The 21,293-nt window shown below is 71.8% G+C and carries 16 protein-coding genes; 8 read left to right on the forward strand and 8 right to left on the reverse strand.

Annotated elements, in window-relative coordinates; genetic code table 11:
* The first annotated feature begins 294 nt into the window (after positions 1-294).
* Positions 295-1,284: a cysteine synthase A gene (cysK, locus tag WMF43_RS19255; protein WP_437682110.1), complete on the forward strand. Its 990-nt coding sequence runs from the start codon at positions 295-297 to the stop codon at positions 1,282-1,284.
* Positions 1,281-2,243, forward strand: a complete 963-nt coding sequence (gene epsC, locus WMF43_RS19260; protein ID WP_437682112.1) for a serine O-acetyltransferase EpsC — start codon at positions 1,281-1,283, stop codon at positions 2,241-2,243. The genes cysK and epsC overlap by 4 nt, the downstream gene beginning before the upstream one ends.
* Before the next feature lie 185 nt (positions 2,244-2,428).
* On the opposite strand, the gene WMF43_RS19265 is transcribed toward epsC, so the two are convergent.
* The 5 genes from WMF43_RS19265 to WMF43_RS19285 form a co-directional block, all read right to left on the reverse strand.
* A complete protein-coding gene (locus WMF43_RS19265) occupies positions 2,429-3,202 on the reverse strand; it encodes a hypothetical protein (protein ID WP_437682113.1) in 774 nt (257 codons plus the stop codon).
* Between the two features lie 7 nt (positions 3,203-3,209).
* Positions 3,210-4,373 (reverse strand): hypothetical protein, encoded by a 1,164-nt coding sequence (locus tag WMF43_RS19270; RefSeq protein WP_437682115.1) that lies wholly within the window; start codon positions 4,371-4,373, stop codon positions 3,210-3,212.
* 151 nt (positions 4,374-4,524) lie between these two features.
* Positions 4,525-7,056, reverse strand: a complete 2,532-nt coding sequence (locus WMF43_RS19275) for a helicase HerA-like domain-containing protein (RefSeq protein ID WP_437682117.1) — start codon at positions 7,054-7,056, stop codon at positions 4,525-4,527.
* Positions 7,053-9,257: an ATP-binding protein gene (locus WMF43_RS19280; protein ID WP_437682118.1), complete on the reverse strand. Its 2,205-nt coding sequence runs from the start codon at positions 9,255-9,257 to the stop codon at positions 7,053-7,055. The genes WMF43_RS19275 and WMF43_RS19280 overlap by 4 nt, the downstream gene beginning before the upstream one ends.
* Positions 9,254-10,165 (reverse strand): hypothetical protein, encoded by a 912-nt coding sequence (locus tag WMF43_RS19285; protein ID WP_437682119.1) that lies wholly within the window; start codon positions 10,163-10,165, stop codon positions 9,254-9,256. Before WMF43_RS19285 ends, WMF43_RS19280 begins: the two co-directional genes overlap by 4 nt.
* 982 nt (positions 10,166-11,147) lie before the next feature.
* On the opposite strand from WMF43_RS19285, the gene WMF43_RS19290 reads away from it, so the two are divergent.
* Positions 11,148-12,110, forward strand: coding sequence for a hypothetical protein (locus WMF43_RS19290; RefSeq protein ID WP_437682121.1), 963 nt, complete (start codon positions 11,148-11,150; stop codon positions 12,108-12,110).
* Between the two features lie 19 nt (positions 12,111-12,129).
* On the opposite strand, the gene WMF43_RS19295 is transcribed toward WMF43_RS19290, so the two are convergent.
* Positions 12,130-12,975 (reverse strand): class I SAM-dependent methyltransferase, encoded by an 846-nt coding sequence (locus tag WMF43_RS19295; RefSeq protein WP_437682123.1) that lies wholly within the window; start codon positions 12,973-12,975, stop codon positions 12,130-12,132.
* Positions 12,976-13,048: 73 nt separating this feature from the next.
* Between WMF43_RS19295 and WMF43_RS19300 the strand changes: the two genes are divergently transcribed.
* Complete coding sequence (locus tag WMF43_RS19300; RefSeq protein ID WP_437682125.1) at positions 13,049-13,609, forward strand: helix-turn-helix domain-containing protein; 561 nt, start codon at positions 13,049-13,051, stop codon at positions 13,607-13,609.
* Positions 13,610-13,648: 39 nt separating this feature from the next.
* Here the strand turns inward: WMF43_RS19300 and WMF43_RS19305 are convergent, their stop codons facing one another.
* Positions 13,649-14,311 carry a hypothetical protein gene (locus tag WMF43_RS19305; protein WP_437682126.1) on the reverse strand — a complete coding sequence of 221 codons (663 nt, stop codon included), beginning with the start codon at positions 14,309-14,311 and terminating at the stop codon, positions 13,649-13,651.
* Positions 14,312-14,438: 127 nt separating this feature from the next.
* On the opposite strand from WMF43_RS19305, the gene WMF43_RS19310 reads away from it, so the two are divergent.
* On the forward strand, positions 14,439-15,875 hold the full coding sequence (locus WMF43_RS19310) for a transporter substrate-binding domain-containing protein (protein ID WP_437682128.1): 1,437 nt from the start codon (positions 14,439-14,441) through the stop codon (positions 15,873-15,875).
* Positions 15,876-15,993: 118 nt separating this feature from the next.
* Here WMF43_RS19310 and WMF43_RS19315 read toward each other — a convergent pair whose 3' ends face one another.
* Positions 15,994-16,866: an NAD(P)H-binding protein gene (locus WMF43_RS19315; RefSeq protein ID WP_437682130.1), complete on the reverse strand. Its 873-nt coding sequence runs from the start codon at positions 16,864-16,866 to the stop codon at positions 15,994-15,996.
* A gap of 240 nt (positions 16,867-17,106) precedes the next feature.
* Here WMF43_RS19315 and WMF43_RS19320 point away from each other — a divergent pair, with 240 nt between their 5' ends.
* The 3 genes from WMF43_RS19320 (at position 17,107) to WMF43_RS19330 (ending at position 21,245) form a co-directional block, all read left to right on the forward strand.
* Positions 17,107-17,847 (forward strand): helix-turn-helix domain-containing protein, encoded by a 741-nt coding sequence (locus WMF43_RS19320; RefSeq protein WP_437682131.1) that lies wholly within the window; start codon positions 17,107-17,109, stop codon positions 17,845-17,847.
* 312 nt (positions 17,848-18,159) lie between these two features.
* On the forward strand, positions 18,160-19,884 hold the full coding sequence (locus WMF43_RS19325; protein ID WP_437682133.1) for a DUF1592 domain-containing protein: 1,725 nt from the start codon (positions 18,160-18,162) through the stop codon (positions 19,882-19,884).
* Positions 19,881-21,245 carry a DUF1552 domain-containing protein gene (locus WMF43_RS19330; protein ID WP_437682134.1) on the forward strand — a complete coding sequence of 455 codons (1,365 nt, stop codon included), beginning with the start codon at positions 19,881-19,883 and terminating at the stop codon, positions 21,243-21,245. The genes WMF43_RS19325 and WMF43_RS19330 overlap by 4 nt, the downstream gene beginning before the upstream one ends.
* The last annotated feature ends 48 nt before the right edge of the window (positions 21,246-21,293 follow it).

Below are 21,293 nucleotides of genomic sequence, written 5' to 3' on the forward strand. Positions count from 1 at the left end.
CCAGCGCCGGCCCGCGGGGCGCCGCGGACGCCGGTCGCGAGCCCCGGACCACGAAACATCACTGACATCGATCGCCGGCCCAGGACCACGAAACGCCGCTGACGTCGACCGCCAGCGCCGGGCCGGGAGGCGCCGCCGGCCGGTCGCCGGGCGGCGCGAGACAAAATGCTTGCGCAGTTTGTCCGTTATGTTAGACGTGCATCCGTTGTTGTTTCAAGAGCGGCGTCCGCTGCCCGCTCGAAGTCCTCACGACCTGGAGGACGCGGTAGCGCGCCGTCGCACCGCAGGGGCTCCATGTCGAACGTCACACGCCGCTGGTTCGAAGACAACGCAGAGGCCATCGGCCGCACGCCGCTCGTGCGCCTCCGTCGCGTCCTCGACGGCGCGAGCGCGCTCGTGCTCGCCAAGATCGAGGGGCGCAACCCTGGCTACTCGGTGAAATGTCGTCTCGGCGCGGCGATGGTGTGGGACGCCGAGAAGCGGGGGCTCCTCAGGCCGGGGAAGGAGATCGTGGAGCCCACGAGCGGCAACACGGGGATCGCGCTGGCCTTCGTCGCGGCGGCGCGCGGCTACCCGCTCACGCTCACGATGCCGGAGACGATGAGCATCGAGCGCCGCAAGCTCCTCGTGGCCTACGGCGCGAACCTGGTGCTCACCGAAGGGCCGAGGGGCATGAGCGGCGCCGTCGCGAAGGCGGAGGAGATCGCCGCGTCGAACCCAGACCGGTACGTGCTCTTGCAACAGTTCAAGAACCCGGCGAACGCCGCGATCCACGAGAGCACGACGGGCCCCGAGATCTGGGAGGACACGGCCGGGAAGATCGACATCCTCGTGTCCGGCGTCGGGACCGGCGGCACGATCACGGGCGTATCGCGCTTCATCAAGCACCGCAAGGGCAAGGCGATCACCTCCGTCGCGGTCGAGCCCGCGCACAGCCCGGTGCTCACGCAGACGCGCGCGGGCGAGCCGCTCAAGCCGGGGCCGCACAAGATCCAGGGGATCGGCGCGGGCTTCGTGCCCGACGTGCTCGATCTGTCGATCGTCGATGAGGTCGAGCAGGTGACGAACGACGAGGCGATCGCCTTCGCGCGGCGGCTGACGCGCGAGGAGGGGATCCTCTCGGGGATCTCGTCCGGCGCGGCGGCGGCGGTCGCGGCGCGGATCGCGAAGCGCAAGGAGAACGAGGGCAAGACGATCGTCGTCGTCCTCCCCGACTCGGGCGAGCGCTACCTGAGCACGAGCCTCTTCGAGGGGCTCTTCGACGAGAGGGGGCTCGCGACGTGAGCGCGCCGGACCGCGAGGCCAACGGGGTTGCGCCCGCGCCGGGAGGCGCCTCCTGGGCGCTCGGCTCGGTGGTGGCGGCGCTGCGCGAGGCCGGCCGGGGGACCGACGGCGTTCGCCGCCAGCTCGGGCGACGCCAGGCGCTGCCGTCGCGCGAGGTGCTCGTCGGCATCGCGCGCGATCTTCGGGCGGCGTTCTTCCCGGCGCACTTCGGGCCCCCGGATCTCACCGACGAGGGGACCGACTACTTCGTCGGTCGGACGCTCGACGCGGCGCTGCTCGCGCTCCACGAGCAGATCCGGAGGGGCCTCAGCTTCTCGGCGGATCTCGACGCCCGCGAGCTCGCCCTCCGCGAGGGCCGCGCGGCCGAGATCGTGCGCGATTTCGCCGCGGGCCTGCCCGCCGCGCGGGCGCTGCTCGAGACCGACGTGCGCGCGGCGTTCGAGGGGGATCCAGCGGCCACGAGCATCGACGAAGCGGTGTTCTGTTATCCGGGCATCACGGCGATCCTGCACCACCGGATCGCCCACCTGCTCTACAGGCTCGGCGTGCCGCTCATCCCGCGCATCCTCTCGGAGATCGCCCACTCCGAGACGGGCATCGACATCCACCCCGGCGCCGAGATCGGCGCGAGCTTCTTCATCGATCACGGGACGGGCGTCGTCATCGGAGAGACGTGCCGGATCGGCGAGCGTGTGCGCCTGTATCAGGGCGTCACGCTGGGCGCCAAGAGCTTCCCGGTCGACTCGAGCGGAAACCCCATCAAGGGTATCGAGCGCCACCCCATCGTCGAGGACAACGTGGTCGTCTACTCCGGCGCGACGATCCTCGGGCGCATCACCATCGGCCATGGATCGAGCATCGGCGGCAACGTGTGGCTCACGCGCAGCGTCCCACCGAACAGCCGGATCAGCCAGGCCAAGGTGCGGAGCGACGTCTTCGAGGACGGCGGCGGCATCTAGAGCGGCGGGCACCCGCTTCGGAGACGGGCCCATCTCGACGTTTTCGGTGCTCAACGCACAGGAGTGCGCTTCCGCGCCGAAAACGCCGATCTGGGCCCGTCTCCTGTGCGGGTGACCGCCGCTCTGCGGCGCATGTGCCAGAGAGGGGTGAACACCGCTGTGGAGGACCGAAGACGCTGGGCCGTTCAGAACGAGCTCGATCCTGCGCGGCCGGCTCCGCGAGATGTGCCGGTCAAGGGCGCTCCGCAGCTCGCCAGCTGGCTCACGGTGAAGAGGAGGATCCCGCAGACGGCGACGCAGGCGAGGACCCTGGCCGCGGCGCTACGGCATCCGCCCGCCGCGCGTGGGGGCACCTCTATCCGGGCCTCCTGACGCTTTTTTTTTAGCGTCGGCACCCGGGTCCACCGCGCCGCCGCCGCCTCGCCGGCGAGCAGCTCCATCGGCGGCGTGCTCCGCACGATCGTCATCGCCGCCGCCGCCCGGCTCTCCTGATGGCTCCGCTTCCAGGCCCGGATCGCCGCCTCGGGCAGCCCGAACACCTCGGCGGAGCCGTAGGTCCCCGCGAGGCCGGCGAGGATGCGAAGGTGCCAGTCGACCGGGATCACGGCGGGGAGCGCCTCGATCGACTCCGGCGGGATCGGCGGGAACCAGGCCGCGAAATGCTGGATCGGCCGCCCGGTCCAGTCCCTCCGCGCCGGATCGAAGAACCGCGTGGCCACGTAGGGGAACGCGCGCGGCGCCGAGGCGCCCGGCTCGTCGACTTCCAGGAGGCCATACCGCAGCTCCTCCGACCCGGCGTCCGCGTCGCCGACCATCGCCTCGAGCGTCGTGAGCCAGGCGGGGAGCGACGGCACGTCGGGAACACAGATGAACTCGTAATCCCAGTGCTCGCCGCGCGTCCTCCAGAGCAGGCGCGAGGGCTCGACGCGGGGCACGGGCAGGGGCGCGGGCTCGGGCATGACGGGCCTACTGGTTCTGGTGGTAGGCCCGCAGCCCCTCTTCCTCGCGGAGGGCCGCGACCATCGCGGTGAGCACCGCCTTGAACGTGTCGCCCTTGCGGATCGCGTCCTCCCGGGCGCGCTTGAGCCGGTCGAGCCGGGTGCTCACGAGATCCTTGAGCGAGATGTACCTCAGGATCTTGCTCACGATCTGGTACTTCTTCGGCAGAAAATCGTCGATCGAATCGACGAACTGCACGAGGCCGCGCAGCCCCTCGAGCAGCGTCTCGCGCGCCGACTTGTCCCTCCGCGCCGCCTGCGCCTCGCGGACCGCGCCCTCGACCGTGCTCACCAGGATCGCGGGGGCGAGGGTACGCACGCCGATCGAGGCCTTCGGGTCGATCCGCGGCGCCCGTGGCTCGCCCGTCTCAGCGCCCTCGCGCGCCTCGTCCGCGTCGCGCGGCTCGCCCACCTCGCCCGCGTCGCGCCGGTCCCGCGGGGCGGCGACGGACGAGAGGAGCATGAAGCGGTGTCCGAACGCCTGCTCGGCGCGGAGCACGGCGCAGAGCTTCGCGAGCTGGTCGTCCGCGTCCCGGCAGACCTCGCGCGCGAAGTCCTCGGCGCGGTACTCCGGCGGGAAGAGGTCGGCCTTGCTGAGGGCGAGGATCCACTCCCGCGGGAAGCTCACCTCCACGCCCGCGGCGGCGCTGGTCCGGCCGAGCCGCTCGCACTCGTCGGCGAAATGCTCGAAGAGCCACCGGATGTAGCCGGCGCCCTCGTCCTGGTACTTGGCGCCGTCCGCGATGAGGATGCCCACCTGGCTCAGGCCGAGCTTGAGAAGGCCCTCGCGCATCAGCTCCCGCTCCTCCGCGTCGGCGGGCTCGTCTTCCCACCAGCGGCCGGGGTAGTCGTACCAGTGGATGCGGACCGCCGGCTCCGGCAGGTCCCTCGGGAAGAAGTCGAACACGTACTCGTCGAAGCGCGTGCTGCCCTCGGGGAACTTGCCCTCCTCGAGGCGATAGAAGCGGCCGAGCAGCTGGTTGCCCTGCGCCTTGTTGACCGCCTGGATCTTGTACGCGTACTCGTCCTGAAACGAGGGCTGCGTCTGCGCCCGGTAGAAGGCGGCGAGAAGGACGGTCTTGCCGGCGCCGGAGGCGCCGAACAAGGCGACGTGCAGGTCGAGCGGCGGCATGGCCTGATGCGATACGGGAGCCTGCGCCGCGGCACAAGCGCGCCGCGGCGCGCGCCTCATCCGACATCGCCGCGCGTCGCCGCGGAGCCCCGCCGCCGTGACGGCCTGCTACCTGGCGTCGCCGCGGAGCCCCGCCGGCCGTGACGGCCTGCTACTTGGCGTCGCCGCGGAGCCCCGCCGCCGTGACGGCGCGCTCCACGCGATCGGGCGACCAGGCGCCGGCGTGCCGCGTGAAGAGCGTTCGACCCCGGAACGCGCGGCCGGCGAGCTCTGCGGGCATGTCGGGCCAGCGCGCGACGAAGCTCCCCTTGGGGGCTCCCTTGCGCGCCGCGACCCAGGAGGGGGCGCCGCCCTCGTTCGTGAACCAGTCGATCACGCGGTCCACGTCCTGGGCCGCCTCGAGCCGCCCGATCAGCTTGGTGCTCGTGTTGCCGAAGACGTTGTAGTCGACCGAGCGCGGGCTCTGGGTGCAGAGCAGGCAGCCCACGCCGTACTTCCTGCCCTGGGTGAAGAGGCGGATGAGCGGCTGCTTCGCGGGCGGCTTGCCGCCGCCGGCCGGGATCCAGTCGCGCGCCTCGTCGATGTAGAAGAGGAGGTTCACGCCGCCGGAGCTCGCGTCGACGGTGGTGATCATCCACCGGTAGAGCTCCGTCGCGAGGGCGGCGAGGAAGAAGTGCTTCTCGTCGTCGTTGCTGAGCGCGTTCAGGTAAACGACGTTGAGCGGGACGCGCCCGGGCTTCGTGGGCCGGAGCAGCTCGGTGAAGTCGAGGCGTGTGCCGCCCGTGAAGAGCCGCGCGGAGGGGCCTTGAACGAAGGTGTTGAGCCGGCGCGCGAGCCGCTCGCGCTCGCTCTTGCGGATCAGGCTGTCCACCTCGTCGATGCCCAGGTCCTCGGGCGCGGTGACGGCGGCCACGATGTCCCGGAGGCGGATCGGCGCCGCGCGCGGCAGCTGCCGCAGCACCTGGTAGAGGAACGTGCGCTGCGACTCCTCCTCGCCGCCGCACGCGCACAGGCTCACGAGGTTGGCGGCCACGGCCACGAGCAGGCCCTCCTCCTCCTCGGCGCGGAGCGCGGGGTTCGCGATGTGGGCGAGCTCGCTCGCGCTCGGGAGCCGCAGCGGATCGAGGCAGAGCCGGAGGCCGTGCGAGGAGCCCGGCGTGAGGATGCGCGGCTCGATCCGCTCCTTGAGCTCCTCCCACGGGCGGAGCAGCTCGGGCGGCATCTCGGCGCGCGGGCGCTCCTCGATCATCTGGACGAGATCGCCCTGGGGATCGATCGCCAGCACCGGGATGCCGGCGCGCAGCGCCTCCTCCGCGATGACCTTGGCCATCCAGGTCTTGCCGCTGCCGGCGGCGCCGACGACCGAGACGTGCGTCCGCAGCACCGCGGGGTCCATGCAGACGGGCGCGCCGTGGTCGTCGAAGCCGAGGAGCATGCCGGACGCCGCTGCGGTATTCGCTTGCGGCGGGATTTTTCCCGTGTCGGCGGTCGAATGGGGCGAACGTTCGCCGCCCGGCGGCGCCTTTCGCCTGCGGCTCGGCGTCTCCGCCGGCTTCGGGGGCTCGCCGCCCGGCTTCACGACCGCCAGCGCCTCGTCGAGCTCGGGATCGTCCTCCACCATCGGCACGTCCGCCGTCAGCTCGCCGGCGGCCGGCCTGTCCGCCGTCAGCTCGCCGGCCGCCGGCCTGTCCGCCGCCGTCGTGCCGGCGGCGACGCGCTCGCGCGTGTCGCGCGTGTCGCGCGCGTCGCCGCCGCGGGTGGCCTCGAGCGCCGTCCAGCGCCGGTCCCACGCCCCCTTGTCCTTGTGGCCGAGCTCCGCGACGCAGGCCCCGGAGCGCTCGTGTTTGCAGCCGTCGCAGTACGCGCGGTCGCCCGGCGGCGGCAGCCCTCCGGCGCCGCGCGCGTGGTCGGACCACGCCACCATGCTGGCGATGAGCTCGTAGATCTTGCCGCGCTTCGCCTCGACCTCCTCCCAGCGCGCCTCCCGGACGCTGCGCGCGGGGTGCAGGTAAAACACCGCCACGTCAGGCCGGGTGCCGTGCTGGTGGTGGTGCATCAGCGCGTAGGTGAAGACCTGGAACAGATCGCTGTTCGGGGAGGTCGGCGGCGTGAGCTTGTAGTCGACGATGCGGTGCTTCCCGAGCCGCGGATCGAAGTACACGTAATCGATCGCCCCGGTCACGTGGACGTGGACGTCGTCCCCCACGTGGAACGTCACGTCGACCCGCTTGCGCGAGTCCCCGAAGAGCTGGCTCCGGAGCTCCGCCGCGGGCAGGCCGTCCGCCCGCGCGTGCACCGCGAGCCGCGCGAGCTCCTCCATGTAGACCTGGACCGCGGCGATGAAGCCGAGCCGCAGCGGCACCGGGCGCGCGGCGAGCGCGTCGAGGTTGAGGCAGGACGTGTTGAACCAGCGCATCAGCGCCTGCTGGAGGCCGGCGGGGTCGCGCGCGTCCTCCAGCGCGGCCAGCACCTCGTCCGAGCTCCGCGCGGCGGCGTTGAAGCGCTCCACCGCGGTGTGGAACAGGGCGCCGCAGCCGGGCGTCGCGCCGCCCTTGCGCCAGATGCGGCTCACGACCGTCTGCCCGTCCTGCCGCGCGGCCGTGGCGCGGGTGTCGAACCAGTGGAGCCTCGGGCACGTCGCCGCGACGCGGAGCTGGGTCACGTTGACGTGGACGAGCCTCATTTCCTGCCCCGGAGCTGGACGAAGAGGTCGTCGTCCGTCGCCGTGGCGTGGACGTGGCCCTCGTCATGGAGCGCCTGCGCCGTCTTCTTGAGGTGCGCCCAGACCTCCGGGAAGCGCTTCGGCGGCAGCTTCTTGCGGTCCGCGAAGATCTGGGCGAGCTCCTTCGCCATCAGCCCGAGGCGCCACGACAGCTCGGCCATGATGTGCTCCCGCGTCTGCTGGGCGTCCCACGGCGGGGGCGGCATCGAGCCCGTGTCGTTCTTCACGATCTCCTCGGTGAGCAGCTCGCGAAGCAGCGGGTGCGCGAGCAGCAGGCCCTGGCGGTGGAACGACTCCATCACCTCGGCCTCGGTCACCTTGCGGTACTGCCCGCGCGGGTGCTCGATCTCGAGGTCCTGGCTCCTCGCGGCGCCGAGCAACCCCACGAGCGAGTCGAGCTCCGCGTGCCCGGAGAAGTCGAGGTGGAGGTGGAGGAAGCGCTGGCGGCCCAGCTTGCCGAGCGCGTCGTACGCGGCCTTGCCGGCGCCGCCGAGCCGCAGCGGCCGGCGCTCCTCGTCGGTGACGAGGAGGCGTTTGTCCGTGTGCTTCGTGTCCTCGGCCATGCGCTGGAGCGGCACGCGCGCCCCGTGCCCGCTCGGCGCGCAGAGGAACGTCACGCCCGTGGTCACGGTCACGCCGTCCGCGCGCTTCTCCTTGGCGAGGAGGTGATACGCCGGGGCTTTCCCCCGCTTCTTCGCGGTGAGGTGCTCGATGTTCAGGAGCGTCGCGTTGGCCTTTCCGGCGCACCTCGCGAGCAGGTGGTGCGTCAGGCTCGCGAGGTTGTCCTCGTCGGGCGGCAGCGACGCCTGCTGCAGCCGGCGGCGGTTCTTGCCTTCCTCGAGCTTCTTTCTCACCTCGGCGTCGATGACGTCCTCCAGCCTCACCGTCGGCGGCTTCTTGCCGTCGCCGTCGGGGCCGGGGCCCGGCCACTCCTTGAGCCAGCGCTTGCCGCCGACGGCCGCGAGCCGGTCCTGCTGCGCCTCCCAGCGGTCGCGCGCCCAGAGGATCGCGTCGCGCGGACGGAGCTCGGCCACGCCGTCGAGGCGCTGATCGAGCCACTCGCTGCCGAGGGGAAAGAGCCGATCGCGCTTGCGCGCGGCGATGACCTCCTCGATCTCCTTCTCCTCGAAGCCCGAGAGCGCGGCGTCGAGCCGCCCCGAGAGGATGGCGCGGGCCTCGTCCGGCGAGATCATGTGCAGCTCGAGGATCCGCTCCGCGATCCGGTCCCACGCGGCCGCCGGGATCACCTCGCCGATGCGCAGGGAGAGCATGGACTGCTTCACGCCGGAGACGATCGCGACGAGGTGCTTGGCCCGGTCGAGCAGCGCGTGCGCGTACGACATGAGGGCGCGCACGGCGTCCGGATCGAGGTTGTCGATCTGGTCGAGGCAGAGCACGAGCGGCAGCTCGGCGAGCGCGCACAGGTGCGCGAGGACGTGGAGGACGCGCTCCACCGCGGCGTCGTCCGCGAGGGCGAGGCCCTCCTCGCCGGCCGCCTGGTCGAGCAGGCGCGCCTCGTCGGGCCCGAGCGTCTCGCCGGAGAGCCAGAGCACCGCCGCCTGGGCGCGCTTCTCGGCGCCCGCGTCGCCGAGGCTCCCGTGCGACGTCCCGGTGAGGAACGCGTTGAGCACGGGGATGACGGCGTTCTGGGGGTCGATCTTGGCGCCGAGCCGGGCGAGCGCCTCCTTGCGCGCCTCGATCTCCTTCGGGCTCATCATGAGCTTGCGTCCCTTGAGCGCGCCTGTCCTGATGAGGGCGCGGTTCAAGATGGCGTAGAGGCGCGACTGCGTGTAGTCGCTCCCGCGGTGCCCCGCGAGGTTGTTGACGGTCGCGCTGAGCACGTACCGGAGCATCCGCTCGGGCGAGGCGAGGATGTTGTGCAGGTAGACGACCGTGGCCTTGTCTTCCCCGGCCCACTGGAACAGCCGCGCGAGCAGGTGGCTCTTGCCGACGCCGGGCGCGCCGATGAGCAGCGCGCCGATGCTGGTCGGCTCCTTCGCGGCGTCCTGCACGACGCGCACGAGCTTGTTGAAGGCGTTCTTGTGGATCGACTCGACCGTGGCCTCGCCGCTGCCGACGTCGGTGATGCGGTGGCTGCGGAACGGGTTGGTGCCGCGGACCGCGGCGAGGAAGCGCTCGAAGGTGGGCTCCTCGGTGTTCATGCGTCGTGCCTCCGGGCGACGTAGACGAGCAGGTTACCGGCTTCCATGATGCCGGCCTCGCGCTCGGCGTCGGCCATCTGGTGGTGGCGGCCGTCGGAGGGGTCGAGCGAGTAGCGGCGCTGCCGGCGGAGGGCGGTGAGCTCGGCGTCGAAGGTGTCGCGCGGGACGTCGGGGAGGGCGTCGCGGAGGGTGCGGAGGGTGACGTAGTTGTGGCTGCCGGAGGCCTGGTCGAGGGCGGTGAAGGCGGCGTCGAAGCGGGCGGCGAAGGGGGGGGTGGGGGAGGGGGAGGCGGCGGGGGCGGCGGCGGGGGTCGTGGGGCCTGCGCTGCTGGATGTTGCCTTGCCGGCCCCGTCGGTGGCCGTGGGGCGAGCGCCGTCGCTGGCCGCCTTGCCGGCGCCGTTGGGGGCCGTGGGGCGCGCAGCGCCGTCGGTCGCGGTCGCGGCGGGGCGGGCCGGCGCAGCGGCGGCCGGGAGGACGGCGTCGTCGAGGAAGAAGAACAGCGGTTTCTTCCCGGGCACGACGCCGATGGTCCGGGGAAGCCGGCGATCGGCGATGCGCCGCTCGAGCGCCGCCTTGAACGCGCGGCTCAGGGCAGGCAGGAGGCCCTTGGGGAGCTGCGCCAGATCGACCGCGGGAGCGTCGGGTTTGCGCGCTGACTGGAGCTGCAGCTCGAGGAGCCGATCGGACTGCGCGACCACCTCGACATCTTCCGCGAACAGCACGAGCGTGGTCCCGGGCGCTGGCTTCTTCTCGCGGGAAAGCAGCACGCGCGCCTTTGCCTCCTTCAGCGCCTTGCTCGTCACGGCGGGTTTATCGCCGGTCAGCTCCGCGAGCCGCTCGAGCGTCGGCGGGTACGACGCACCGCCGAGCTGTTTCTGCGACTCGAGCACGCCGAGGAGCTTCGGCACCGGCGAGGGCGGCGGATCCTTCTTGCGCGCCGCGGTCCGCGGCTTCGCGGGAGCCTTCTCCTTCGGCGCGGCCGGCTTTCGGGGCGCCGCGGCCTTCTTCGGCTTCTCCGCGCTGCTCTTCTTGGCTGCCGTGGTCTTCGTGGTCGTCGCCCGCGCGCGCGGGCTCGATGCGCTGTTCTTGTTCGTGACCCACCTCCCGAGCGTCCGAGATTACTCGCGCGTCCAGCCATGGGAAGGGGCTCCGCGCCGGCGCGCCTCCGCTGGGCGGCGAGCCTCTTGCGCGTCGCGGCTCGGGGCGATCGTGTATAACGCTCGGGCACATTGCGCGATCAAAGCGGGCTCGTCCGTAGAACTGTCACGGCTCTTGAGCAAGGCCGACAGCGCACGCACCTCGAAACACATGAGGCGCTCCCCGTCGTATGCAAGGCGACGGCGGAGTACTCGACCCATGGCGAGATCGCTCGCCGTCGCACGCGAACCGCCTCGTAGCCTACTGACAGCGAAGCCTCTGCTTCGGGATCCGGGACTAACGATCAGGCGTTCACCCGCGCCTGGTCGAGGTGGCGGAGGAACCGAGGTTAGATGTCGGATGCAACGCCATGTTAGAACGCGTGCTTTGTCGGACATCGCTCCTCTGCTGCATAGGAGCGGGCGCGGGGACCGGCGCAAGCCCACCTGGCTCTTAGAGCGCGAACCATGCGTCAAGAAGCACCTTCACGACCGAACCATTTACTAATGGCTGGCATCTCCTCACGGATCGCCACCCCTCGGCGCGTTCATTCCACCCACGAGACCCGAAATGTCATCCGATCGATAACGATTCCCACACGATTTGCTCTCCCTGCGGGTAAGTGCTCGTTGATCAACCAGGCATTACGGGCATGGCATGTTGTTCGTGGCGCTTTTTGTAATTTATTTGTTCGTCTTGCCTCGTCGAAAGATGGTGGCCCATGCTGTCATGATGGATTAGAGTCGCACTCCGATGCACAACCGCTCTGACCAGTTCTCCAAGAACTTGCTGCGCGACGGGCTGAGCCTCGTGTCGGCGGCGCAGACCGAGGTAGAGGTCCTGGCGGCGACCCAGAAGATCGATGTCTACAGCGTGCCTGATCCAGCTCGGGACGCCGAGCGCGCCGGGATGGGCCTGCTCGGCGAGCTCGCGGCGGAGCCGAGCCTGTTCGAGCCGTTCCACCACACGCCGAGCCTTCGTCTGGTGCGGCAGTGCCTGCGCAAGCAGCTCACGTGGCATCACGAGCTCGAGCGCCGCGCCCGCGCTGCCGCGGGCGCGGCAGCGCGGGACGAGGACGCTGCCGCGCCGCCGCAGGTGGCGGTGGACTTCCCAGCGCTGGTCATCATCGGCCCCGGGCGTCCAGAGACGGTGCTCGACGCCTACGGGTGCAAGCCGGTGCAACCAGGCGTCTACCACGCGGTGCCGGGCTTGGTCATGCGCGTGGTAGTGCTCGCGGAGCTGCCCCGGACGCGCGCGACGCTGCTTCTGCGGCTGCTCGGCTCAGGCCGCCTCCTGCGCGAGGCGCTGGCGGACCTGGCGGCGCTGCCGGACGATGCGTGGGAGAAGGGCATCGCCGCGCCGCTGCTGGTACACTTCCGGCTCGCGAACCAGGAGCCGACGACCGATGAGGAGGACGACGTGAGCGCAGAGATCCGGGCGTGGTTCGAGGAGTACGAGCGGAAGCTTCGAGCCGAGGAGCGGAAGCAAGGCCGCGACGAAGGCCGCAACGAAGGCCGCAACGAAGGCCGCAACGAGGGGCGCGCCGAGGAGGCGGCGCGGGCCGTGCTGACCGCGCTGCGGGTTCGCGGCATCGCCGTGCCGGACGTCGCGCGGGAGCGCATCCTGGCGGAGAAGGATCCGGAGACGCTGGAACGATGGCTTGAGCGGGCCATCGTCGCCGCATCGCTCGCCGAGGTGCTCGACGGGCTGAGCTGAGCGACGGAGCCGCAAGCGGCTAGGCGCGTGCGCTCACGAGCCAGCAGGCCGCGGTGAAGCGGGCCGAGCCATCGCGGACATACGGGTCGAAGGCAGCGCGGACCGCTTCGGCCGTCCGGGCGCGCGTCGGCTCGTCCACGCCCCGCAACGCCAGACCCACCGGTCCGAGCTTGGTGACGTAGGCGAGCAGGTCCCTCTCCGCGACACCGCTCGGAACGTCGATCGGGCGAATGTCGACGTCCATCCAGCCGCTTGCGTCCAGGATCCGCTGCACCCGGTCCCTGTCCGCGAAGGCGAATTGCCCGGGTGCGTCGGGGTCCGGGGTGGGCAGGTGGGGCAGTATCGGCGCGGCAGCGCGGGCGGCCGCGGTCATGAACGGGTTTTCGGCGGGGCTGCGCCAGGCCACGAACGAAAGCTTCGCCTTGCGTCGCGCGGCGCGCCGGATGTTGGCGAACGCCGCCGCGGGATCGTCGAAGAACATCACGCCGAAGCGCGAGATCACCGCGTCGAAAGAGTCCGGCTCGAAGCCATACGTCTGCGCGTCTGCCTGGACGAAGGCGGCGGAAGCCAGACCCTCCGCGGCGGCGCGGGCCCTGGCGGCCGCCACGAGCGGCCCGGAGATGTCCACGCCGAGACAGTGGCCCCCTGGCCCGAGCCGCCGCGCCATGGAAAGCGCCGTGGCGCCCGCGCCGCAGCCGACGTCGAGCACGCGGCCGCCCTCGCCCGGGAAGGCCTCTTCCAGGAGCGGCGCCGCGAGCGGCGCCAGCATGTCATCGAGCACTTGCTGCATTTCCACCCAGGTGCGCCCGCTGGCATCGTTCCACAACGCGGCCTGATCGCGATTCGGCGGATGGGCTTCGGACATCGGAGTCTCCTTCGGCTTGTGTTCGGTCATCACGAGCCGTAGTCTGCAAGCTCAAGTCAACTTGAGGTCAAGCGTGAAGCACCTGGACATCGCGGAGGTGGCACGTCGCTCCGGCGTGCCCGCCTCGACCCTGCGGTTCTACGAAGAGAAGGGGCTGATCGCTTCCACCGGGCGGCGGGGCTTGCGGCGCCTGTTCGACCCCGGGGTGCTGGAGCGCCTGGCGCTGATCGCCCTCGGCCGGGTGGCGGGGTTCTCGCTGGACGAGATCGCCCAGATGTTCGCGCCCGACGGTCGGCTGCGCATCGAGCGCGAGCGGCTGACCGCCAAGGCCGAGGAGCTGGACCAGACCATCCAGCGGCTGGTCGCCCTGCGCGACGGGCTGCGCCACGCCGCGGCGTGTTCCGCGCCGAGCCACATGGAGTGTCCGCGCTTCCGCCGCATCGTCCGGCTCGCCGGCGCCGGCCGTCTCGATCCGCCTGCACGGGAAATTAGCGACACAGGCGGTCCAGCCAAGTCCGGCCCGATGCCGCCCGCGCGACGGCGAGCGTCCGGCCGCAGCGGGGCGCCCGATCGCAGCGCTCGGCCGCGACCGAGATCAGATCCGCCACGCCGAGACAGGGGCGCGCCGCGCTGACCGCCGCCGCTCGCGCGGCGCCTCAGAGGGACGTGATCTTTACGGTCGGGTCAGCGCGCCGAGCAGGGACATGCCGGCGAGGAAGGCGAGCACGACGCCGAGGAGGAGCCACGGCTTGGCAGAGCGCGGCGGCCGCCAGCGTCCGACAGGAGCGCTCGGATCCACGCCGAAGGACGCGCACAGCCGGCGCAGCGGCCTCGTCGAGTGCGGGTGGAGCAGATCGAGGACCGGCGTGGCGTCGCCGCTCCGCTTCGCCGCCTCGTAGCGCGCCCGATCCTCTTCGGACAGCTCGGACATCTCTGTGCCCAGCAAATCCGGCCACGCAGCGCCGTCAACCATCGAGCCCTCGTCAAAGAAGAAGCTGCGCTCCCAGGGCTGGACCTCGCCCTCGTGCTTGATCCAGCCGCCCCCATCGCGGGTGTACTCGAGGAGGCGCACGCGCTCGCCGCTCCGGAAGCACTGGAGCTCGTACACGTCGACGTTGGTTTGCGCGAAGAACGCGAGGACCATCCCGCCCACGTCCCGTGATAACGCCCCCGAGAAGGCCGGCGGCGCGAGCGCCGAGAAGGCTTTCGTGCACTCGATGAAGGCGAAGGCCGGCGGCGCGCCCGTGGCCAGGAGCTCGACGCCGTGTCGACGGAGGATATCCCAGAAGTCCTCGCGCCCTCGGGTCTCGACGACGGCCCCGATCCACGTGCTCATGGCCGAAACCTACCACCGGGAGGACAGGAAGGACGATCTGAGCCCGCGAGGTGCACTGGCACCTGCCTCGTGCGTGAGAAGATGCTGGGCGTGCTGGCTGGCCGCAGGGAGTATCCTCCGCGCCCTCATGACGAGCGCTCTCCGCACGCTACGCTCCCCAGCCCGGCTTTCGCGACGCACGGCGGGCCCGCTGATCTCACTGGCCCTGGTCCTCGGGTTCGCCGCGACGGGGTGCGCCCGTCCGGACCGGGCCGCCTCCGCCCGTCCGGCCGGAGCCGCCTCCGCGGCGCCTGCCGCCTTCACCGCGCCGGCGCCTGCCGCCTCCACCGCGCCCTCCGCGGGCGCGGCCGCGAGCTCCCGTCCCGCGGCGGCCTCCCTTCGCGCCGGCACCAGCGGCGACTACCCGCCCTTCAGCGTCTGGAAGGACGACCACGCCGAGGCCTTCTCCGCCGCGCTCCTCGGCGCCTTCGCCGCAGACCAGCGGCTCGCGCTCTCCTGGACACGCTTCCGCTGGCCCGATCTCGTCGGCGACCTGCGCGACGGCCGCTTCGATCTCGCGGCCGACGGCATCACCGTGCGCCCGGAGCGCTCCATCGCCGGGCGCTTCACCGTGCCGGTGGCCCGCGGCGGCGCCGTGCTGCTCCTCCGGCGCCCGGCGTGGGCCGCGCGCGCGGGCAGCCCAGGGCCCGGGATCGAGGGCGCCCGCGCCGCGCTGCGGGCGCTGGACCGGCCCGAGCTGCGCGTGGTGGTCAACCGCGGCGGCCACCTCGAGCGCGTCGCCCGGAGCTTCCTGCGCCGCGCCCAGGTCGTCGCCATCCCCGACAACGCCGCGGTGGGCGCGGCGTTCGCCCGCGGCGACGCGGACGCGGCCATGACCAACACCTTCGAGGCCCCGCGCTGGGCCGAGGGGCTCGGCGGCATCGAGCGGGTCGGACCGCTGACCCGGGACATCGTCGCGCTCTACGTGCGCGCCGACCGGCCCGAGCTCGCGGCCCAGCTGGACACCTGGCTGCTCGCCGAGGAGGAACGCGGCGCGCTGGGGCAGCTGCGCGCGCTGCACCTCGGCCCCGGCGGAGGTGGGCCCACCGCGCTGCCCGTGGACGCGCTCCTGTGCGCCACCGCGGAGCGCCTCGCGCTCATGCCCCTCGTGGCCGCCGCCAAGCGGCGCGCCGGCAGGGCCATCGAGGACGCCGCCCAGGAGGCCCGCGTGCTCGCCGCGGGGAGGGCCGCCGTCCTCCAGGCCGCCGCCGCGCGCGGCGCGCCGCCCCCGACCGACGAGGCCATCAACGCCTTCTTCCGGGCCCAGATCGAGAGCGCCAAGGCCGTCGAGCGACGCGCCCTGGCCGCCCCGGAGACGACCGAGCCGGTCTTCTCGCTGGAGGACGACCTGCGCCCCGCCATCGCCCGCATCACCGCGCGCATGGCCTTTCTCCTGGTGCGCCTGCCCCGCGGGCTCACGCGCGAGCCCGTGCTGGCCAAGGCCCGCGACGATCTGGCGGAGAGCGGGCTCGAGCCCGCGGAGATCGAGCGGCTCGTCGCCGCGTTCGTGGCCGTCGGGGGCTGACGAGGCAGCGCAGCGGCTCTCAGAGGCGCCAGGATCCATCGCGCGACGTCGGCGACGCGCGGCGGACGAGGTGCTGCCCGACCCACGGCCTGCCAGAGCGCGCTGCGATCGCGGGCGTTCAGCGGAACGCATCGAGGTGATCCCGGACCCACGCCGCGAAGGGGCGCGGCGGGCGGCCGAGGACGGCGGCGACGTCGTCTGTCGGCGCCGACGCGCGCCCGTCGCGCAAGAACCTGAGGCCCTCGAGGACCGCCGCGACGAACACTTCCGGGGCGCCGGCCGCCCGCATCTTCGCCGCCGCGTGCTCGACGGTGACGTCCTCGGCGGCGATCGGGCGCCCGAGCGCCTCGGCGAGGATCGCGACCTGCTCGTGCGCGTCGAGCCCGACGGGCCCGGTGAGCGTGTACGTGCGCCCGTCGTGATCGCTCGACGTGAGCGCGCGGGCGGCGACGGCCGCGACGTCGCGCGGGTCGACGAGCGCGTGTTTCCCGGTGCCGGTCGAGATCTCGATCGGGGCTCCGGCGCGCACGTTTGCGGCCCACGCGAGCGCGTTCGAGTGGAAGCCCGCCGGCCGGAGCAGCGTGAAGCGGCGCCCCGTCGCGATCACCGCTTCCTCCCCGGCGCGATGCCAGCTGGACGCAGCGAGCTCCTTTTGCTCGGCGCCGTAGGCCGAGAGCTTGACGATCTGCTCGACCCGCGAGCGCTTCACCGCCGCGGCCATCGCGCGGTCGTGCTCGGCCACCGTCGGCCCCGGCGCCGTGAGCAAGAAGACGCGGTCGACGCCTTCGAGCGAGCGCCCGAGCGACGGCGCGTCCGTGAAGTCTCCTCGCGCCACCTCGACGTCGCTTCCCCAGAGGGCACGCGCGCGGGCGGCGTCTCGGGTGAGCACCCGCACGTCGGCCCGGGCCGCGAGCAGCTGTGGGATGAGCGCGCGACCCCCGGGCCGCGAGCAGCTGTGGGATGAGCGCGCGACCGATGGTGCCTGTCGCACCAGCAACAAGGATCATGAACACCTCCGTTTCGAGAGCGAAGCCTGCCGCCTCGTCGACTCCGGCTCTTGGAGATTCCGGCACGAGCCGCGAGCGCGCCGACGCGAGGCGGCCAGGGCGGCCGCGGCCGCGCGCGCTACACTGCCGCCGTGCTCGCGCCCCTGCTCCCGCCCTCCCGTCCGGAAAGCCGCGACCTCCCGCCGCGCGCGCCGCTCCGTTCCTGGGTCTCCGATGTCCACGTGATGAGCGCCATCTCCTCGCCGCCGGCGGGGTGGACGCGGCTGCCGAGCGGGACCACGTCGCTCGTCGCGTGCTGGACCGGCGGCGAGCCGGTCGTCGCCGCGGTGGGGCCGCTCCAGCGGGCCACGTTCAAGCCCTCGGGCGCGGTGCCGCTTTATGCACGCCTCTCGTTCCACCCCGGGGGCGCGCGGCCCGCCCTTGGCGTCGCCGCTCACGAGCTCGTCGATCGCGTCGTGTCGCTCGACGATCTCTGGGGCGCACGCGCGCGCGAGCTGCGCCACGCGCTCGCGCGCGTCGGCGGCGACGCGGCCGCAGCGGTGCGCCTGCTCGAAGACGCCCTCTGCCGCGCGCTCGACGCCAGGGCCGACGCCCCGGCGCGCCGAGCGCTCCTGCGCCGCGCCGTCGACGCCCTCGACGCCTCCGCGTCGACCCCCGGCGCGGACGCCTCCATCCCCGCGCTCGCGCGGCGCCTCCGCGTCGCCGAGCGGACGCTGCGCGCGCTCTTCCACGAGGAGATCGGCATATCGCCGAAGCGCTACGCGCGCATCGCGCGCATCCGCCGCGCCGCCGAGCGCCTCGCCACGACGGGCCTCGCGCGGCTCGCCCTCGAGACCGGCTTCTACGACCAAGCCCACCTCACGGCCGAGTTCCGGTCGCTGCTCGGGGTGACGCCGCGGGCCTACCTCGCGGGCGCGCGCCCGCCCGCAAGGCCCGAGTGCGGCGGCGCGGCCGCGCGCAGGTGACCTCAGCGCCGGAAGCCGTGAATCGTTGACGGCTAAATTAATTCACTCTCGGCTGTCATGTTCGGCGGGCGCCGCTACCGTCGACATTCAAAAACACGATGTGAATATGTAAAATGGGTGGGCGAGTGCGTCGTTGGAGCACAAAACTGTTCGCGCTCGACCCATGGGATGAGCCCGCCAGGACGGGATCTGGTATGTTCCTCCCATCGGCGCTGTTGAGCCGCAGCGTCGGGAACCCGTGTCGGCGCCGACCCATGTGGTCGGCGCTCGCACCAACTCGTGCCTTTCGTCGGGCGCGGCGTGGAGGAGACGGTGAGCCCCGAGCAACACACGCACCGCTGGCCTTTCGAGCTCCCCGGCTCAAAGCTCAGGTACACCGCGCCGCTCTTGCTTGCGCTCGTCGCGGGTTGCGACGGCCAGATCGGCGGGCCCGGCGGCGGGGACGAGCCTGAAAGCACCCAGACCCAGGCCCCGGAAGACGTGCTGGCGTCGGCGTTCTGCCAGACGCCGCAGCCCGGCCCGGCGCCGCTCCGCCGTCTCAGCAACTACGAGTACGCCAACACGCTGAAGGATCTCTTCTCCGGCGTCCCGGGCGTGGCGTCCACCATCGACACGGTGGTCGCCACGTTCCCGAACGAGGCCGAGTCGCTCGGCTTCCGCAACAACGCGAGCTTCTTGACCGTCGGCTCGCTCGTCGCGCAGAAATTCCTCGACGCTGCGGAGCAGATCTCCGCCGTCGCGGCTCACGCTTCGGGCCTGGTCTCCTGCGATCCGGCGGCGCTCGGTGAGCTCGAGTGCGCGCGCGACTTCATCCGCACCTTCGGCGCCAAGGCGTACCGGCGGCCGCTCACCGAAGGCGAGGTCCAGAGCTACGAGGAGCGCTTCACCGCAGGCTCGGACGGGTACACCTTCGAAGACGGCATCGAGTGGGTCGTCTTCAGCATGCTGCAGTCGCCGAACGTGCTTTATCGCGTCGAGCTCGGCGAGGCGAGCGCGGGTGACGTCACCGAGCCCACGCCGTACGAGATGGCCTCGCGGCTCTCGTACCTGATCTGGCAGTCGCAGCCGGACGAGGAGCTCACGCGCGCGGCGGCGGCGGGCGAGCTCGGCACGCCGGAGCAGGTCGAAGCCCAGGCGCGGCGCATGCTGGCCGACCCCAAGGCCGACCGCCTGCTCGAGTACTTCGACCAGTGGCTCGACACCGACATGCTGAGCGGCATGAGGCGCGATCCGGCGGTGTATCCGGACCTCCCGTCAGGCCTGCCCGCCTTGCTGCGGGAGGAGACGCGCGCGTTCGTGAGGGACCTGTTCGCGAACCCGAGCGGCTCGTTCGGCGATCTCGTCTCCGCCGACCACAGCTTCGTGAACGGCGCGCTCGCGCAGCACTACGGCGTGGCCGGCGTGAGCGGCGACGACTTCGTCAAAGTCGAACTTCCCGGCCGCTCGGGCGTGCTGACCCAAGGCATGCTGCTCACGCGGGACAAGGTGACGCGCACCTCGATCGTCCGGCGCGGCCTCAAGGTGCGCACCGATCTCCTGTGCGAGATCGTGCCCGCGCCGCCCAACAACGTGAAGCTCGATCTCGAGGGCCTGGGAGAGGGGCTCTCGCAGCGCGAGCGCCTCGAGCTGCACCGCACCGAGCCGGGCTGCGCGGGGTGCCATGCCCTGATGGATCCCCTCGGCGTGGTGTTCGAGTCGTTCGACGCCGTGGGCCGATCCCGCACCACGGACGAGGGCGGCAGGCCGGTCGTCACCACGAGCCACATCGCGGGCACGCGCGACGCCGACGGCCCCGTGGCGAACGCCGCCGAGCTGGGCCAGCGCCTCGCGCAGAGCGAGGAAGCGCGCGCCTGTTACGTGCTGCAAAACTTCCGGTTCTTCTACGGCCGCGACGAGACCGACGCCGACCGCTGCTCGATGGCGGAGCTCTCGGTCGCGTTCAAGGAGAGCGGCTACAGCCTGTCCGAGCTCGTGGTCGCGCTCACGCAGACCGACGCCTTCCGCTACCGTCCTGCCATCGCCCCGGAGAAGCCATGAAGCCGCTCAGCCGCCGTACCGTCCTGCGTGGCGCATTCGGAGTTGCGCTCGCGCTCCCGTTCCTCGACGCCATGCGCCCGGGCCGCGCGCGAGCACAGACGCCGCCCTCCCCGCGCCGCATCATGTTCGTGTTCCAGGCGAACGGCGACGAGACGGCGAAGCGCTTCGGCGCCGCCGGGGAGACGAGCTTTCAGCTCGGCGAATTCCTCTCGCCGCTCGAGCCCTACCGCGAGGACCTCCTCTTCCTCAACAACCTGCACAAACATTTCTACGATCTGCCGGAGGCCGAGCGAGCCGACAACCACCAGCAGGGCGGCAGCTCGCTCGCCCCGTGGAAATCCGGCACCGGGTCGTTCCCCATCGGCGGCACGGAGTCCACCATCGGTTACGTGGAAGGGCCGAGCGCCGACCACGCGATCGGCGGTCGCGTGCTGGAAGCCGACGAGAGCGTCGCGCACCGGCACCTCGTGTACCGCGTCGGCAACAAGTGGAACGACATCTGGAACACACACTCCCACGCGGGCCCCGTGGGCGAGCAGAACCCGGTCCCGCCGGAGACCGACCCGTACGAGGCTTATGCCCGCATCTTCAACTTCGCGTCCGACGACGGGGGCGCGCAGCAGGAGGTGCTGAGGCGCCTGGCGAAGAAGCAGTCGGCCATCGATCTGGTGCGCGAAGAGGGCAACTCCCTCCTCACGAGGCTCGGCGCCGAGGACCGCGCCAAGATCCAGCAGCACCTCGACTCGATCCGCGACGTCGAGCGCGCGCTCCAGACCGGCAACGGCGCGGCCGCGTGCGTGAACACCCCGCTCGGCGAGAGGCTCGACCCCTACGACGACGACAACCACGTGATCATGGGCGAGCTGTTCTTCAAGATCAGCGCCCTGGCGTTCGCCTGCGATCTGACGCGCGTGGTGCATTTCAACTGGAGCGGCAACACCAGCAACCGCGTCTACTCGAACCTGGGCCTCAGCGAGGGGCACCACGACATCTCGCACAACAGCGACGAGGCCTCGTTCGCCGACGTGCGCAAGATCCACAAGCACCTCTGGGAGCAGAACACCAAGCTCTACGAGATCTTGAAGAACACGAGCGACGGCGACGGCACGCTCTGGGATCATACGCTCGTCGTGCACTGGAACGAGCTCGGGCAGGGCGACAGCCACAGCATCGAGGACAACCTGGTCGTCTTCGCGGGCAAGGCGCACGATTACTTCCGGCGCGGGCGGCTGGTCGACTTCCGCGGCGATCGCTCCTTCGCCGACATGCTCGTGAGCTGCTTCCACTACATGGGCTTCGAAGACGTCACGCGCTTCGGCGAGGACGTCTTGAACACCGGGGGCGCCCTGCCGCTCACCTGAGCAGGCGCCGGAACGGCTGCAGCGCCGACCCGATCTCGGCCGTGCCGT

The sequence above is a fragment of the Sorangium sp. So ce131 genome (assembly GCF_051519095.1).
Taxonomy (GTDB): domain Bacteria; phylum Myxococcota_A; class Polyangia; order Polyangiales; family Polyangiaceae; genus Sorangium.

What these genes read in the sequence shown, in the direction of transcription:
- WMF43_RS19305 (WP_437682126.1), bottom strand. Translation starts at nt 14,311, where the DNA reads ATGAGCACGTGGATCGGGGCCGTCGTCGAGACCCGAGGGCGCGAGGAC.
- WMF43_RS19270 (WP_437682115.1), bottom strand. Translation starts at nt 4,373, where the DNA reads ATGCCGCCGCTCGACCTGCACGTCGCCTTGTTCGGCGCCTCCGGCGCC.
- WMF43_RS19320 (WP_437682131.1), top strand. Translation starts at nt 17,107, where the DNA reads ATGAGCGCCATCTCCTCGCCGCCGGCGGGGTGGACGCGGCTGCCGAGC.
- WMF43_RS19275 (WP_437682117.1), bottom strand. Translation starts at nt 7,056, where the DNA reads ATGAGGCTCGTCCACGTCAACGTGACCCAGCTCCGCGTCGCGGCGACG.
- WMF43_RS19290 (WP_437682121.1), top strand. Translation starts at nt 11,148, where the DNA reads ATGCACAACCGCTCTGACCAGTTCTCCAAGAACTTGCTGCGCGACGGG.
- WMF43_RS19280 (WP_437682118.1), bottom strand. Translation starts at nt 9,257, where the DNA reads ATGAACACCGAGGAGCCCACCTTCGAGCGCTTCCTCGCCGCGGTCCGC.
- WMF43_RS19265 (WP_437682113.1), bottom strand. Translation starts at nt 3,202, where the DNA reads ATGCCCGAGCCCGCGCCCCTGCCCGTGCCCCGCGTCGAGCCCTCGCGC.
- WMF43_RS19310 (WP_437682128.1), top strand. Translation starts at nt 14,439, where the DNA reads ATGACGAGCGCTCTCCGCACGCTACGCTCCCCAGCCCGGCTTTCGCGA.
- WMF43_RS19295 (WP_437682123.1), bottom strand. Translation starts at nt 12,975, where the DNA reads ATGTCCGAAGCCCATCCGCCGAATCGCGATCAGGCCGCGTTGTGGAAC.
- cysK (WP_437682110.1), top strand. Translation starts at nt 295, where the DNA reads ATGTCGAACGTCACACGCCGCTGGTTCGAAGACAACGCAGAGGCCATC.
- WMF43_RS19330 (WP_437682134.1), top strand. Translation starts at nt 19,881, where the DNA reads ATGAAGCCGCTCAGCCGCCGTACCGTCCTGCGTGGCGCATTCGGAGTT.